This window comes from Streptomyces sp. NPDC048600, assembly GCF_055587025.1.
The window spans coordinates 211,803-224,725 of the sequence record NZ_JBVJGZ010000002.1; the positions used below are offsets into that span (position 1 = coordinate 211,803).

General features: G+C 73.1%; 15 protein-coding genes. 7 read left to right on the forward strand and 8 right to left on the reverse strand.

Annotation, left to right across the window (positions count from 1 at the left end; genetic code table 11):
• From ACZ6SQ_RS03130 to ACZ6SQ_RS03145, 4 genes are all read left to right on the forward strand, one after another.
• Positions 1–588 carry a pyridoxamine 5'-phosphate oxidase family protein gene (locus tag ACZ6SQ_RS03130; protein WP_469556162.1) on the forward strand — a complete coding sequence of 196 codons (588 nt, stop codon included), beginning with the start codon at positions 1–3 and terminating at the stop codon, positions 586–588.
• A 119-nt stretch (positions 589–707) separates the two neighbouring features.
• Positions 708–2,090 (forward strand): ferredoxin reductase family protein, encoded by a 1,383-nt coding sequence (locus tag ACZ6SQ_RS03135; RefSeq protein ID WP_386377157.1) that lies wholly within the window; start codon positions 708–710, stop codon positions 2,088–2,090.
• A 28-nt stretch (positions 2,091–2,118) separates the two neighbouring features.
• A complete protein-coding gene (locus ACZ6SQ_RS03140; RefSeq protein ID WP_469556166.1) occupies positions 2,119–2,607 on the forward strand; it encodes an FMN-binding protein in 489 nt (162 codons plus the stop codon).
• 49 nt (positions 2,608–2,656) lie between these two features.
• Positions 2,657–3,394, forward strand: a complete 738-nt coding sequence (locus ACZ6SQ_RS03145; RefSeq protein WP_469556169.1) for an FAD:protein FMN transferase — start codon at positions 2,657–2,659, stop codon at positions 3,392–3,394.
• Between the two features lie 46 nt (positions 3,395–3,440).
• Here the strand turns inward: ACZ6SQ_RS03145 and ACZ6SQ_RS03150 are convergent, their stop codons facing one another.
• The 5 genes from ACZ6SQ_RS03150 to argC all read right to left on the reverse strand — a co-directional run bounded on the left by ACZ6SQ_RS03150 (position 3,441) and on the right by argC (position 8,348).
• Complete coding sequence (locus tag ACZ6SQ_RS03150; RefSeq protein WP_469556172.1) at positions 3,441–3,980, reverse strand: arginine repressor; 540 nt, start codon at positions 3,978–3,980, stop codon at positions 3,441–3,443.
• Between the two features lie 7 nt (positions 3,981–3,987).
• Entirely contained in the window at positions 3,988–5,181 is a 1,194-nt protein-coding gene (locus ACZ6SQ_RS03155) for an acetylornithine transaminase (protein ID WP_469556174.1), read from the reverse strand.
• Entirely contained in the window at positions 5,178–6,083 is a 906-nt protein-coding gene (argB, locus tag ACZ6SQ_RS03160) for an acetylglutamate kinase (protein WP_386377150.1), read from the reverse strand. Before argB ends, ACZ6SQ_RS03155 begins: the two co-directional genes overlap by 4 nt.
• The gene (argJ, locus tag ACZ6SQ_RS03165) at positions 6,080–7,231 is read right to left on the reverse strand and encodes a bifunctional glutamate N-acetyltransferase/amino-acid acetyltransferase ArgJ (RefSeq protein WP_469556175.1); all 1,152 of its coding nucleotides are present in this window, start codon (positions 7,229–7,231) and stop codon (positions 6,080–6,082) included. The genes argB and argJ overlap by 4 nt, the downstream gene beginning before the upstream one ends.
• Positions 7,232–7,319: 88 nt before the next feature.
• Positions 7,320–8,348 (reverse strand): N-acetyl-gamma-glutamyl-phosphate reductase, encoded by a 1,029-nt coding sequence (gene argC / locus ACZ6SQ_RS03170; protein WP_469556177.1) that lies wholly within the window; start codon positions 8,346–8,348, stop codon positions 7,320–7,322.
• A gap of 316 nt (positions 8,349–8,664) precedes the next feature.
• Between argC and ACZ6SQ_RS03175 the strand changes: the two genes are divergently transcribed.
• Positions 8,665–9,108, forward strand: a complete 444-nt coding sequence (locus ACZ6SQ_RS03175; RefSeq protein WP_469556178.1) for a DUF6314 family protein — start codon at positions 8,665–8,667, stop codon at positions 9,106–9,108.
• Here ACZ6SQ_RS03175 and ACZ6SQ_RS03180 read toward each other — a convergent pair.
• The 3 genes from ACZ6SQ_RS03180 to ACZ6SQ_RS03190 all read right to left on the reverse strand — a co-directional run bounded on the left by ACZ6SQ_RS03180 (position 9,090) and on the right by ACZ6SQ_RS03190 (position 11,718).
• The gene (locus ACZ6SQ_RS03180) at positions 9,090–9,677 is read right to left on the reverse strand and encodes a histidine phosphatase family protein (RefSeq protein WP_386377146.1); all 588 of its coding nucleotides are present in this window, start codon (positions 9,675–9,677) and stop codon (positions 9,090–9,092) included. The two genes, ACZ6SQ_RS03175 and ACZ6SQ_RS03180, sit on opposite strands and share 19 nt — an antisense overlap.
• A 73-nt stretch (positions 9,678–9,750) precedes the next feature.
• Positions 9,751–10,191 carry a GNAT family N-acetyltransferase gene (locus ACZ6SQ_RS03185; protein ID WP_469556181.1) on the reverse strand — a complete coding sequence of 147 codons (441 nt, stop codon included), beginning with the start codon at positions 10,189–10,191 and terminating at the stop codon, positions 9,751–9,753.
• A gap of 66 nt (positions 10,192–10,257) precedes the next feature.
• Positions 10,258–11,718 (reverse strand): aminotransferase-like domain-containing protein, encoded by a 1,461-nt coding sequence (locus ACZ6SQ_RS03190; RefSeq protein WP_469556183.1) that lies wholly within the window; start codon positions 11,716–11,718, stop codon positions 10,258–10,260.
• Between ACZ6SQ_RS03190 and ACZ6SQ_RS03195 the strand changes: the two genes are divergently transcribed.
• Together ACZ6SQ_RS03195 and ACZ6SQ_RS03200 are read left to right on the forward strand one after the other, a co-directional pair.
• Positions 11,717–12,631 (forward strand): DMT family transporter, encoded by a 915-nt coding sequence (locus ACZ6SQ_RS03195; protein WP_469556184.1) that lies wholly within the window; start codon positions 11,717–11,719, stop codon positions 12,629–12,631. The two genes, ACZ6SQ_RS03190 and ACZ6SQ_RS03195, sit on opposite strands and share 2 nt — an antisense overlap.
• 87 nt (positions 12,632–12,718) lie before the next feature.
• On the forward strand, positions 12,719–12,919 hold the full coding sequence (locus ACZ6SQ_RS03200) for a DUF1918 domain-containing protein (protein WP_469556186.1): 201 nt from the start codon (positions 12,719–12,721) through the stop codon (positions 12,917–12,919).
• Positions 12,920–12,923: the final 4 nt, after the last annotated feature.

The following is a 12,923-nucleotide window of genomic DNA, read 5'->3' on the forward strand; positions in this document are numbered from 1 at the left end:
ATGGGAAAAACCTACGAACGCATAGACGGCAGGCTCCGGACCTTCATCGAGCAGCAGCCGCTCTTCTTCACCGCGACCGCCCCGCTGGCGGCGGACGGCACCGTCAACCTCTCCCCCAAGGGTCTCAGGGGTTCCTTCGTCGTGCTCGACGAACTCACCGTGGCGTACCTGGACTTCGCCGGTTCCACCGCAGAGACGGTCGCGCATCTGCGGGAGAACGGACGGATCACGCTGATGTGGTGCGCCTTCCAGGGGCCGCCGAACATCGTGCGGGTGCACGGGCACGGGGAGGCCGTACTGCGGGACGACCCCCGCTTCGGGGAGCTGCTGGCGCGCTTCGACGGGATCGATCCGGCGCACCACGGGCTGCGGGCGATCGTCGTGGTCACCGCGGAGGTGATCCGGGACAGCTGCGGGTACGCGGTGCCGTTCATGTCCTACGAGCAGGACCGTGATCTGCACGGGCGGCGGTTCGAGCGGGAGGACGACGCCTCGCTGAGCGCGTACTTCGAGAAGAAGGAGCACATCGCCACGAGCCTCGACGGCCTCCCGGGGCTGCCCCTGCCGCTGCCGCCCATGCCCGGGTAGCCACACCCGCGTAGCCACGTCCGGGCAGCCACGTCCCGCGGTGGTCGCTGAACGGCTCGGCGTTCCCTTGCGTATCTCAGGGCCCAGGGAAGACACAAGTCCCCGCTCCCGGAGGAACCGTGACCACGACCCTCGCAAGCGGTCGGGCCGCCAGGCGGCAGACCATGCGTCGGATTCGGCCCCGCCGCTCGCCCGCGGTGCCGTTGCTGTTCGGCCTGTGGGCGGGCGCGGCCGCCGTGCTCTGGCTGTGGTGGGACAACACTCCCGCCGTGGCCGACAGGGCCGGCTGGATCCTGAACGCGGGCCGGATCACCGGGCTGATCGCCGGTTATCTGATGGCGCTGGTGGTGCTCCAGATGGCCCGGGTGCCCGCTCTCGAGCGACGGGTCGGGTCCGACCGGGTCGCGCGCTGGCACGCCATGAGCGGGCGGTACACCCTCTGCCTCGTCATCGCCCATGTCGTGCTCACCATGTGGGGCTACGCCCTCCAGTCCGGCCGCGGCTTCGGCGACATCGTCGCGCAGACGGTCGAGTCGGTGACCGAGCTGCCCGACATGGGCAAGGCCGCCATCGGTACCGGTCTGCTGCTGCTCATCGGACTGGTCTCGGTCGGCGGGGTGCGGCGCAGGCTGCCGTACGACGCCTGGTACCACGTGCATCTGCTGACGTACGCGGCGGTGTTCCTGACGTTCTGGCACCAGATCGCCACCGGCAACGACTTCGCCGTGCAGCCGATCGCGAAGACCGTCTGGACCGGGCTGTACGCCGGGGTCACCGCGCTGATGATCTGGTACCGGGTACTGACGCCGGTCCGGCTGAACCTGCGGCACCGGATGCGGGTCGAGGCGGTGATCGAGGAGACCCCGGGCATCGTGTCCGTGCTGATCAGCGGGCGCAAGCTGCACCGGATGGGCGCGGAGGCGGGCCAGTTCTTCCGCTGGCGGTTCCTCGCGCCGGGCATGCGGTTCAGCTCCCACCCGTACTCGCTGTCGGCGGCGCCCCGGCCGGGTCTGCTGCGGATCACCGTCAAGGCGATCGGCGACCACAGCTCCCGGCTGCGCGACCTCACCCCGGGCACCCGGGTGTGGGCCGAGGGGCCGTACGGGGCGCTGACCGCCCAGCGGCGCAGCCGTGGCAAGGTGCTGCTGGTCGCGGGCGGGGTGGGCATCACGCCGATGCGGGCCCTGTTCGAGACGCTGCCCGGCGCCGCCGGGGACATCACCCTGCTGTACCGGGCCAACAGCACCCAGGACCTGGCGCTGTGGAGCGAGCTGGCGGCGATCGCCGACGAGCGCGGAGCGCGGCTGATGTACGCGGTGAACAGCCCGGACGGGGAACGGCCGGACATCTCCGCGGAGACCCTCCAGCGCAAGATCCCCGACGTCGAACGCCACGACGTGTTCATGTGCGGGCCGACCGGGTTCGCGCGGTCGGTGTACCAGGCACTGCGGGACGCGGGTGTCCCGGCCCGGCGAATCCACCACGAGTCCTTCGAGATGTGACCCCGTCGGGGGCGCGCCAGGAGTTTCGATGAAGAAGAACCACCCCGTCCGCCGTTTCGTGCTGGCCACCGCCGCGACCGTGTCCGGGATCGTGCTGCTGCTGTCGCTGAAGCCGGGGACGGACCCGGCCAGCGCGGCGGCGCAGGTCCCGGCCCCGCCGCCCGTCGCCCAGGGCGGCGCGGCGGGCGGTGCGGCGGGCGGTGCGGCGGGCGGCGGCGCGGGCGGCGCCCAGGTCCCCGCCGGCACCACCGTCACCGGCACGGCCGCCCGCACCCAGTACGGGCCCGTCCAGGTCCGGGTCACCGTCGTCGGCGGGAAGATCACGCAGGCCGCGGCGGTGCAGGCGCCCAGCGGCGGCCGCAGTTCGGAGATCAGCAACAACGCCGTGCCGCGCCTCAACCAGGCGGCGGTGGCGGCGCAGAACGCGCAGATCGACACGGTCTCGGGAGCGACGTACACCAGCGAGGGCTACCGGCAGTCCCTCCAGTCGGCTCTCGACCAGGTCTCCGGTGCCTGAGGGCGACCGGTCACCGGCTCCCGCCGCGGTACGTCGGACGGAAGAGGTCATGGGGACGGTCTTCTCCTTCGACGTCCGCGGCGGGGACCCCGATGCGGTCCGGGCGGCCCTGGCCGACGCCGTGGCCGAACTGCACCGGGCCGACGAGGTGTTCAGCACCTATCGCGAGGACAGTCAGCTCTCCCGGCTGGCCCGTGGCGAGGTCTCCCTGGCCGAGTGCGCCCCGGAGGTCGCCGAGGTGCTCGCGCTGGGCGCGCGGGCCGAGCGGGTCAGCAACGGCTGGTTCAGCACGTCCTACGCGGGCCGGCTGGACCCGACCGGCATCGTCAAGGGCTGGGCGACGGAACGGGCCGCCCGGCGGCTGACGGCCGCCGGGGCGACCGGGGTCAGTGTCAACGGCGGCGGGGATGTGCAGCTGCTGGGCGCTCCCGGTGCCGAACGCCCTTGGCGGGTGGGGGTGTCGGACCCGCTGCGGCCCGGCGGCCTGGCGGCGGTGATCTCGGCCGGCACGGCCCCCGAACTGGCGGTCGCCACCTCCGGCACCGCCGAACGCGGCAGCCACATCACGGACCCGAGCACGGGCCGCTCCGCGGTGACCGACCTGCTGGCGGTGACCGTCGTGGCGCCGTCTCTGACCTGGGCCGACTGCTGGGCCACGGCGGCTTTCGCGATGGGCTCACGCGAAGGCCTGGCCTGGCTGGAGTCCCTCCCCGACGCCGAAGGCCTCCTCATCACGGCGGGCGACGAGGTCCGCTGCACCCAGGGCCTCGCGGCCTGGCTCGGCTGAGCGACGCGCGGCCCTGCGGGGCGGACCGGCCGTCCTGGCCCGCCCCTCAGTGACCGTTCTGGGCCAGCCTCAGCAGATGGTCGGCCAGCGCCTGCCCACCCGTAGGGTTCCGGCTGATCAGCATCAGCGTGTCGTCCCCGGCGATCGTCCCGAGGATGTCGTGCAGTTCGGCCTGGTCGATCGCCGAGGCCAGGAACTGCGCGGCCCCCGGCGGCGTCCGCAGCACCACGAGGTTCGCGGACGCCTCCGCGGAGATCAGCAGCTCCTGGGAGAGCCGCCGCATCCGCTCCTCCTTGGCCGACTCCCCCAGCGGGGCACGCGGGGTGCGGAACCCGCCCTCGCTCGGCACGGCGTAGATCAGCTCGCCGTCGGTGTTGCGGATCTTCACCGCGTTCAGTTCGTCCAGGTCCCGGGAGAGCGTGGCCTGCGTGACGGTCAGTCCGTCGTCCGCGAGCAGCTTGGCCAGCTGGCTCTGGGACCGCACGGGCTGCCGGTTGAGGATGTCCACGATCCGCCGGTGACGGGCGGTGCGGGTCTGCGGCACGGCCGGCCCGGAGGTCGATTCGTGGTCCTGCGCGTGACTCATCGTCGTCTCATTCTCCGGCTCGTCCGTCCCCGATCGCGTCAAGAATGCCGGGCAGTGCCTGAAGCAGCGCTTCCACTTCCTCGTCGCCGATGATCAGCGGCGGCATGAGCCGTACGACATCGGGAGCGGGCGCGTTCACCAGGAAACCGGCGTCCTGAGCCGCCTGCTGCGCCTGGGGCGCGAGTGGCTCGGTGAGCACGATACCCAGGAGCAGGCCGGCGCCCCGGACATGGGAGACCAGCGGATGGCCGAGGGCCTCGATTCCGGCGCGCAGGGTCTCGCTCTGCCGCTTGACGGCGGCCAGCAGCCCCTCGCTCGCGATGGTGTCGAGGACGGCGAGGCCCGCGGCGCAGGCGACCGGGTTGCCGCCGAACGTGGTGCCGTGGTGGCCCGGCCGGAGCAGCTCCGCGGCGCGGCCGAAGGCGACGGTGGCGCCGAGCGGGAGGCCGCCGCCGAGCTGCTTGGCGAGGGTGACCACGTCGGGCAGGACGCCCTCGTGGGCCTGGTACTCGAACCAGTGGCCGGTGCGGCCGATGCCGGTCTGCACCTCGTCCAGGACGAGGAGCGCGCCGGTGGCGGCGGTGATGGCGCGGGCGGCCTTGAGGTAGCCGGGGGGCGGCACGACGACGCCGTTCTCGCCCTGGACCGGCTCGATGATCACCAGCGCGGTGTCCTCGGTGACGGCCGCGGCCAGGGCCTGGGCGTCGCCGTAGGGGACGTGGGTGACCTCGCCGGGCAGCGGCAGGAAGGGGTCCTGCTTGGCGGGCTGGCCGGTGAGGGCCAGGGCACCCATGGTGCGGCCGTGGAAGCCGCCCTGGGTGGCGACCATGTGGGTGCGCCCGGTGAGCCGGCCGATCTTGAACGCGGCCTCGTTGGCCTCGGCGCCGGAGTTGCAGAAGAAGACCTTGCCGTCCCGGCCGAACAGGGTCAGGAGCCGCTCGGCGAGGGCGACGGTCGGCTCGGCCATGAAGAAGTTGGAGATGTGGCCGAGGGAGGCGATCTGGCGGCCGACGGCCTCGACCACGGCCGGGTGGGCGTGGCCGAGGGCGTTGGTGGCGATGCCGCCGACGAAGTCGAGGTACTCCCGGCCGTCGGCGTCCCAGACCTTCAGGCCCTCACCGCGCACGAGGGGCAGGCGCGGGGTGCCGTAGTTGTTCATCAGGGCGCCCTGCCAGCGCGCGGTCAGTTCCTGGTTGCTCATGACTCCCCCTGATCGGCTCCGTCGGGCACGACCATCGTGCCGATGCCTTCGTCCGTGAAGATCTCCAGCAGGATCGAGTGCTGGACCCGGCCGTCGATGACGCGGGCGGTTCGCACGCCGTTGCGTACGGCGTGCAGACAGCCCTCCATCTTCGGGACCATGCCGGCGGACAGGTCGGGCAGCAGCTTCTCCAGCTGTGAGGCGGTGAGGCGGCTGATCACCTCGTCGCTGTTCGGCCAGTCCTCGTAGAGGCCCTCGACGTCGGTGAGGACCATGAGGGTCTCGGCGCCCAGGGCGGCGGCGAGGGCGGCGGCCGCGGTGTCGGCGTTGACGTTGTAGACGTGTCCGTCGTCCTGGCTGCGGGCGATGGACGACACGACCGGGATACGGCCGTCCGCGAGCAGGGCCTCGATCGCGCCGCTGTCGATGGCGGTGATCTCGCCGACCCGCCCGATGTCGACGCTCTCGCCGTCGATCCGGGGCAGGTGCTTGGTGGCGGTGATGGTGTGCGCGTCCTCGCCGGTCAGGCCGACGGCCAGCGGGCCGTGCTGGTTGAGCAGACCGACGAGTTCGCGCTGCACCTGCCCGGCGAGCACCATGCGGACGACGTCCATCGCGTCCTCGGTGGTGACGCGCAGGCCGGCCTTGAACTCGCTGACGATGCCGTGCCGGTCGAGGGCGGCGCTGATCTGGGGGCCGCCGCCGTGCACGACGACGGGCCTCAGGCCGGCGTGCCGCAGGAAGACGACGTCCTGGGCGAAGGCGGCCTTCAGCTCCTCGTTCACCATGGCGTTGCCGCCGAACTTGATGACGACGGTCCGGCCGTGGTGACGGGTCAGCCAGGGCAGCGCCTCGATGAGGATCTGTGCCTTCGGCAGCGCGGTGTGCTTACGGGTGCTCATGACGAGTAGGCGCTGTTCTCGTGGACGTACTCGGCGGTCAGGTCGTTGGTCCAGATCGTGGCGGTCTCGGAGCCCGCGGCGAGGTCGGCGACGATGTGCACCTCGCGGTAGCGCATGTCGACCTTCTCGCGGTCCTCGCCGACGCCGCCGTTCTTGCAGACCCAGACGCCGTTGATGGCGACGTTGAGCCGGTCCGGTTCGAAGGCGGCGCCCGTGGTGCCGATCGCGGAGAGCACCCGGCCCCAGTTGGGGTCCTCGCCGTGGATGGCGCACTTGAGGAGGTTGTTGCGGGCGATGGAGCGGCCCACCTCCACGGCGTCGTCCTCGGTCGCGGCGTTGATCACCTCGACCTTGATGTCCTTGCTGGCGCCCTCGGCGTCCCGGATCAGCTGCTGGCCCAGGTCGTCGCAGACCTGGCGGACGGCCGCGGCGAACTCGTCCTCGGCCGGGGTGACGCCCGCGGCGCCGGAGGCGAGCAGCAGCACGGTGTCGTTGGTGGACATGCAGCCGTCGGAGTCGACGCGGTCGAAGGTGACCTTGGTGGCGCCGCGCAGGGCCCGGTCCAGGACGGCGCTGTCGACGTCGGCGTCGGTGGTGACGACGACCAGCATGGTGGCGAGGCCGGGGGCCAGCATGCCCGCACCCTTGGCCATGCCGCCCACGGTCCAGCCGTCCTTGGTGACGACGGACGTCTTGTGGACGGTGTCGGTGGTCTTGATGGCGATGGCGGCCTTCTCGCCGCCGTGTTCCGAGAGCTGGGCGGCGGCGGTCTCGACGCCGGGCAGCAGCTTGTCCATCGGGAGCAGCACACCGATCAGGCCGGTCGAGCAGACGGCGACCTCGCCGGCGCCGACACCGAGGACGTCGGCCACCTTCTCGGCGGTGGCGTGGGTGTCCTGGAAGCCCTTGGGGCCGGTGCAGGCGTTGGCCCCGCCGGAGTTGAGGACGACGGCGGCGAGTTCACCGGCTGTGAGGACCTGCTGCGACCACTGGACGGGCGCGGCCTTGACGCGGTTGGAGGTGAAGACGCCCGCGGCGGCGCGGCGCGGACCGGTGTTGACCACGAGGGCCAGGTCCGGGTTGCCGTTCTGCTTGATGCCTGCGGCGATGCCGGAGGCCGTGAAGCCCTTGGCAGCGGTGACACTCACTGGGTCTCCTCGTTCGCTTCTCCGCCCGTGCAGCGCAGCGGTGCGGCTTTCGTCGTTGTCTGCGGACCGGCGGCTGCACGCACGTCGCTCACGGTGCGACTCCGATCGTGGAAAGCCCGGTGGTCTGGTCGAGACCGAGGGCGATGTTCATGCTCTGGACGGCACCGCCCGCGGTGCCCTTGGTCAGGTTGTCGATGGCGCTGACCGCGATGACACGGCCGGCCGCCTCGTCGTACGCCACCTGCACCTGTACGGCGTTGGAGCCGTACACGGAGGCGGTGGCGGGCCACTGTCCCTCGGGGAGGAGGTGGACGAAGGGCTCGTCCGCGAAGGCCTTCTCGTAGGCGGTGCGGACGGCTTCCGCGGTGACCGCGTCCCGGGCCTTCGCGCTGCACGTGGCGAGGATGCCGCGGGGCATCGGGGCGAGGGTCGGGGTGAAGGAGACGCTCACCCTGTCCCCGGCGACCCCGCTGAGGTTCTGGATCATCTCGGGGGTGTGCCGGTGGCCGCCGCCGACGCCGTACGGGGTCATGGAGCCCATGACCTCGCTGCCCAGCAGATGCGCCTTGGGGGCCTTGCCGGCGCCGGAGGTGCCGGAGGCGGCGACGATCACGGCCTCGTGCTCGACGAGTCCCGCGGCGTACGCCGGGAACAGGGCGAGGGAGACCGCGGTGGGGTAGCAACCGGGTACCGCGATGCGCTTGGACCCCTCCAGCGCGGCGCGGGCACCCGGAAGTTCGGGAAGGCCGTAGGGCCAGGTGCCGGCGTGCGGGGAGCCGTAGAAGCTCTCCCAGTCGGCGGCGTCCTTCAGCCGGAAGTCGGCGCCCATGTCGACGACCAGGACGTCCGGTCCGAGCTGCTCGGCGACGGCGGCGGACTGGCCGTGCGGCAGGGCGAGGAACACGACGTCGTGCCCGGCGAGCACCTCGGGGGTTGTCTCCTGGAGCACCCGGTCGGCCAGGGGCAGCAGGTGGGGCTGGAGCGCCCCGAGCCGCTGTCCGGCGTTGGAGTTGGCGGTCAGGGCACCGATCTCGACCTCGGGGTGCCCCAGGAGCAGGCGCAGCACCTCCCCGCCCGCGTACCCGCTCGCTCCGGCCACTGCCGCTCGCACCGTCATGGAACCCTCCTCCTGGATGGCATGACTATACGTATCGATGCACGTTTATGCAATCACGGACCGGGGGCCGGTCCGGTGATGCCCAGCGCTGCGGGCCGCCACCCGAGGGCGGCGACCCGCTGGCCAGACTTCCCGGTCAGGGCCGTCGGATACGCGGGAAGGTGACAGAGTCCGGCGGGAAGTTGTCCACGCACCCCCGGGCGGAGCCCCGGTGACGCGAACGGCAGGATGGGTGGTCGGCACACCGCGCACACCGGGCACACCGGGCACACCGGGCACACCGCGTGACGGCGTACGGGACGGAGGGCGAAGGGCGATGGGCGAGTTCTGGCCAGTGCCGGATGTGTTCGCCTACCTGGCGGGGAGCTGGCGGGTGGCGCGGGTGGTCCGGGATCTCACGGACGGCACCGAGGGCACGTTCGCCGGGACCACCGCCTTCACGCCCCTGGACGGCGGGGGTCTGCTGCACCACGAGTCGGGCACCTTCACCTGGCGCGGCACGGAGCGGCCCGCCGAGCGCACCCTGCGGTTCCTGCCGGGGCCGCGGCCGGGGACGGCGGACGTACGGTTCGCCGACGGGCGGGCGTTCCACGACCTGGACCTGACCACGGGACAGCACACCGTCGGCCACCCGTGCGCGGCCGACCTCTACCGGGGCGAGTTCACGGTCACCGGCGCGGACCGCTGGCGCACGGTGTGGCGGGTCGGCGGCCCGGCCAAGAACCTGCTGCTGACGACCGACTACGAGGCGCGGGCGTAGGACCCGTCGAAGCGCAGGTTCCAGCGGCCGTGGTGGCCCGCCAGGGTGGTGATGGACAGCGGCCGCACATCGAGGTTCCAGTAGGTCGCGGGCGGCGCCTTCAGGGCGTAGACCAGCGCGGCCCGGATGACGGAGGGCTCGGCGACGGCGACGATCCGGCAGCCGTCCTCGGGCGGCCGGGTGTCCAGCCAGCCGCCGACCCGGGAGATGAACCCGATCAGCGACTCGCCGCCGTGCGGCATCGAGCGCGGGTCGGCGAGCCAGGCGTCGACCGCGCCGGGCTCGCGCGCCATCGCCTCGCCGAGGGTGAGCCCGCGCCAGCGGCCCATGTCGCAGTCGCGCAGGGCGAGCTGCACGAGCGGCGCGTAGCCCAGGGCGTCGCCGGTCGCGCGGCAGCGCGCGGTGGGCGAGCAGTAGCGCAGATCGGCGTGCGCCAGCGGGTACAGCCCGAAGGCCTCGTGCTGGATCTCGTCCCAGCCCGCCTGGTCCAGCGGCCGTTCGTCCTGGAAGCGCTCCGCGAGCAGCGGGGAGCTGCGCGCGGCCGCGACGAAAGTGACCCGAAGTGCCATGCGGGGATGGTGAGCCGAGAAACCGGGCAGGTCAAGAGCTGTTACCTCTGGGTTACCCAGGGTGGCCCCGGATTCACTGGCCGAAAACGAGCGCCATGAACCGGTCGGGCCGCTCCAGCGGCGCGAAACCCGCCCTGGCGTACACGTCGTGAGCGTCATGGGTGGCCAGCAGGACCCGCCGCAGCCCGAGGGGGCTCAGCTCGTCGCGTACCGCCGCCGCCAGGGCGGTGCCGATGCCCTTGCCGCGCGCCGAGGGGTCCACGTACACGTCGCAGAGCCAGGCGAACGTGGCCCGGTCGGTCACCACCCGCGCGTACGCCACCTGCTCGCCCGAGGCGCTGTCGTAGACCCCGAGGTTGAGCGAGGCGGCGATGGCCCGGTCCTGCTTCTCGCGCGGCCGGCCGAGCGCCCAGTACGCGTCGGTGGACAGCCAGTGGTGCACCCGCGCCGCGTCGATGCGCTCGGGGTCGGTGGAGATCTCGTAGCCGTCGGGCAGCGCGAAGGTGTCTGTCATGGCGGGAGGCTCGCAGGCCGTCGCCGGCCGGGGCCACGGGTTTTCGCCCGGAGCGCCGCGCGGCCGTCACCGGCGGGGGCCCGGCGCCTTCGCCCGGAGCACCTCGTCGCAGGCCGCCCGCAGCCGGCGTACGCCCTCCGTGATCTCGCTCGTGCCGGCGACCGCGGCGAAGCTCAGGCGCAGATGCCCCGCGGGCGGTTCGGCGCAGAAGTACGGCCGGCCGGGGGTGAGGGCGACGCCCGCGCGCGCACCGGCCGCCGGGAGGGCGGACTCCTCGAGGCCCTCGGGCAGCCGCGCCCAGAGCTGGTAGCCGCCGCAGGGCACATGCGGCAGGTCGAGCTCGGGCAGGGTCAGCCGCAGTGCCGAGACCATGGCGTCGCGCCGGGCGCGCAACTGTGCCCCGAGGGAGCGCAGATGGCGGGGCCAGGCCGGGGAGCCGACCAGTTCCAGGGCCGCCTCCTGAAGGGGCCGGGGCACGAAGAAGGTGTCGACGACCTGGATGGCGCGCAGCCGTTCCAGCACCGGCCCGCGGGCGGCCAGCGCGCTCACCCGGAAGCTCGGCGAGGTCGCCTTGGTGAGCGAGCCGACGTGCACGACGACGCCGTCGGGGTCGTCGGCGGCCAGCGGGCGCGGCAGTTCGCCCGCGTCCTCGTGTGCGAGGCGCCGCACGAAGTCGTCCTCGACGACGAACGCCCCGGCCTCGCGCGCGATGCGCAGCACCTCGCCGCGCCGCTCGGGGGCGAGCACCGCGCCGGTGGGGTTCTGGAACAGCGGCTGGCAGACGAACACCCGGGCCCCGGTCGCCCTGAACGCGTCGGCCAGCAGCTCGGGGCGTACGCCGTCGGCGTCCATCGGCACCGGCACCGGGCGCAGTCCCGCCGCGCGGGCGATGGCCAGCATGCCCGGGTAGGTGGGCGATTCGACGAGGACGGGGGCGCCGGGCGGGGCCAGGGCGCGGAAGGCGGTGGTGAGCGCGGACTGTCCGCCGGCCGCGATCAGCACGTCGGCGGCGCCGACGGTGTCCCCGATGCCGCGCGCGAACCACTCGCGCAGTTCGGGCAGCCCGTCCAGCGGCGGCCGCCCCCACGCGCCGGGCCGGCGTCCGGCCCGGGACAGGGCCGCGGCCATCGCCTTCTCCGGCTGGAGGGAGGGGTGCAGATAGCCGCCGTTGAACTCGGTCACCCCGGGCGGCGGGGCCGCGAGCGACACCGTCACCCCGGAGGCGTCCACGGTGCGCGGTACGACATCGGCGGCGCCGTCGGCGCTGAGGGCGACCTCCTGCCAGGAGGTGTCCCCGGCCGCCGCGGGCGTCTCGCGGGGCCGCGCCCGGAAGGCACCCGCTCCGGGCCGGGTCACCACCAGCCCCTCGGCGGCGAGCTGCGCCAGGGCCCGCGACACGGTCACCGGGCTGACCCGGAACCGCTCGACAAGGGCACGGCTCGACGGCAGCTTCTCACCTGTAGAGTAGCGGTTGAGTTCACCGCGCAGGCTGTTGGCCAGTTCACCGACACTGCTACGCTCTTGCATGAGAGCACAGAGTAGCGCTATCGCCCCGAGCCGGATAGCGGTGGACGCCCCGCAGCAGCCCGCCTTCGGTGTCCTCCAGGCCGCCCTCGGCGTCACCGCCTTCTCGCTCACCTTTCCCGCGACCGCCTGGGGCCTCGAGGGGTTCGGCCCCTGGTCGCTGGTGGCGGTGCGCGCCGTCCTCGCCGCGCTGATCGCGGGCGGCTGTCTGCTCGCGCTGCGGATACCGCTGCCCGCACGGGCGCACTGGCCGGGGCTCGCGGTCGTGGCCGCGGGAGTCGTCGTCGGCTTCCCGCTGCTCACCACGCTCGCGCTGCAGACCTCCACCACCGCGCACGCGGCCGTGGTGGTCGGGCTGCTGCCCCTGACGACCGCCCTGTTCTCCGCGCTGCGGATGGGCACCCGACCCTCGCGGACCTTCTGGCTGGCGGCGCTGGCCGGGGCCGCCGCGGTCGCCGTGTTCACCGTGCAGCAGAGCGGGGGCGCCCTCGGCGGCGCCGACCTGTATCTGTTCGGGGCGCTGCTGGTGTGCGCGGCGGGCTACACGGAGGGCGGACGGCTGGCCCGGGTGATGCCCGGCTGGCAGGTCATCGGCTGGGCCCTGGTGCTCTGCCTGCCGCTCGCCGTGGCCGCCTCGGCGGTGGCGCTGACCCACGAGCCCGCCGAGCTCACCGCGCACAGCGTGGCGGGGCTGCTGTGGGTCGCAGCGGGCTCGCAGTTCCTGGGGCTCGTGGTCTGGTACCGGGGCATGGCCTCCATCGGCATCCCGAAGGCCAGCCAGTTGCAGTTGGCCCAGCCGCTGCTCACACTGGTGTGGTCGGTGCTGCTGCTGGGCGAGCACCTGACAGTGGCCGCCCCGCTGACGGCCGCGGCGGTGCTGGTGTGCATCGCCGTCACGCAGCGGGCCCGCGGCTGAGGGGACCGCGCGGACCGCTCTCCCGCACCCCTCCCGCCGTAGACTCAAGGCCACGGACCGCTGCTCCGCACCCGTGAGGAGGCCCAGATGCGTGCAACCGTGGGCGACCAGCTTGTCCAGCACGGAAGGGTGGTCGGCCAACACGACAAGGTCGGCGAGATCGTCGAAGTGATGGGCCAGCAGGGCAATCCCCCGTACCGCGTCCGCTTCGAGGACGGGCACGAGGGCATCTGCTCGCCCGGACCGGACACCGAGATCCGGCACATGAGGCCGATGTCCGGAAAGTGAGCCG

Excerpts from the sequence above, each read along its gene's own strand:
- ACZ6SQ_RS03155 (WP_469556174.1), bottom strand. The coding sequence starts at position 5,181 with ATGAGCAACCAGGAACTGACCGCGCGCTGGCAGGGCGCCCTGATGAAC.
- ACZ6SQ_RS03130 (WP_469556162.1), top strand. The coding sequence starts at position 1 with ATGGGAAAAACCTACGAACGCATAGACGGCAGGCTCCGGACCTTCATC.
- argB (WP_386377150.1), bottom strand. The coding sequence starts at position 6,083 with ATGAGCACCCGTAAGCACACCGCGCTGCCGAAGGCACAGATCCTCATC.
- ACZ6SQ_RS03175 (WP_469556178.1), top strand. The coding sequence starts at position 8,665 with ATGGGCGAGTTCTGGCCAGTGCCGGATGTGTTCGCCTACCTGGCGGGG.
- ACZ6SQ_RS03200 (WP_469556186.1), top strand. The coding sequence starts at position 12,719 with ATGCGTGCAACCGTGGGCGACCAGCTTGTCCAGCACGGAAGGGTGGTC.
- ACZ6SQ_RS03180 (WP_386377146.1), bottom strand. The coding sequence starts at position 9,677 with ATGGCACTTCGGGTCACTTTCGTCGCGGCCGCGCGCAGCTCCCCGCTG.
- argC (WP_469556177.1), bottom strand. The coding sequence starts at position 8,348 with ATGACGGTGCGAGCGGCAGTGGCCGGAGCGAGCGGGTACGCGGGCGGG.
- ACZ6SQ_RS03195 (WP_469556184.1), top strand. The coding sequence starts at position 11,717 with ATGAGAGCACAGAGTAGCGCTATCGCCCCGAGCCGGATAGCGGTGGAC.
- ACZ6SQ_RS03145 (WP_469556169.1), top strand. The coding sequence starts at position 2,657 with ATGGGGACGGTCTTCTCCTTCGACGTCCGCGGCGGGGACCCCGATGCG.
- ACZ6SQ_RS03190 (WP_469556183.1), bottom strand. The coding sequence starts at position 11,718 with ATGCAAGAGCGTAGCAGTGTCGGTGAACTGGCCAACAGCCTGCGCGGT.
- ACZ6SQ_RS03185 (WP_469556181.1), bottom strand. The coding sequence starts at position 10,191 with ATGACAGACACCTTCGCGCTGCCCGACGGCTACGAGATCTCCACCGAC.
- ACZ6SQ_RS03150 (WP_469556172.1), bottom strand. The coding sequence starts at position 3,980 with ATGAGTCACGCGCAGGACCACGAATCGACCTCCGGGCCGGCCGTGCCG.
- ACZ6SQ_RS03140 (WP_469556166.1), top strand. The coding sequence starts at position 2,119 with ATGAAGAAGAACCACCCCGTCCGCCGTTTCGTGCTGGCCACCGCCGCG.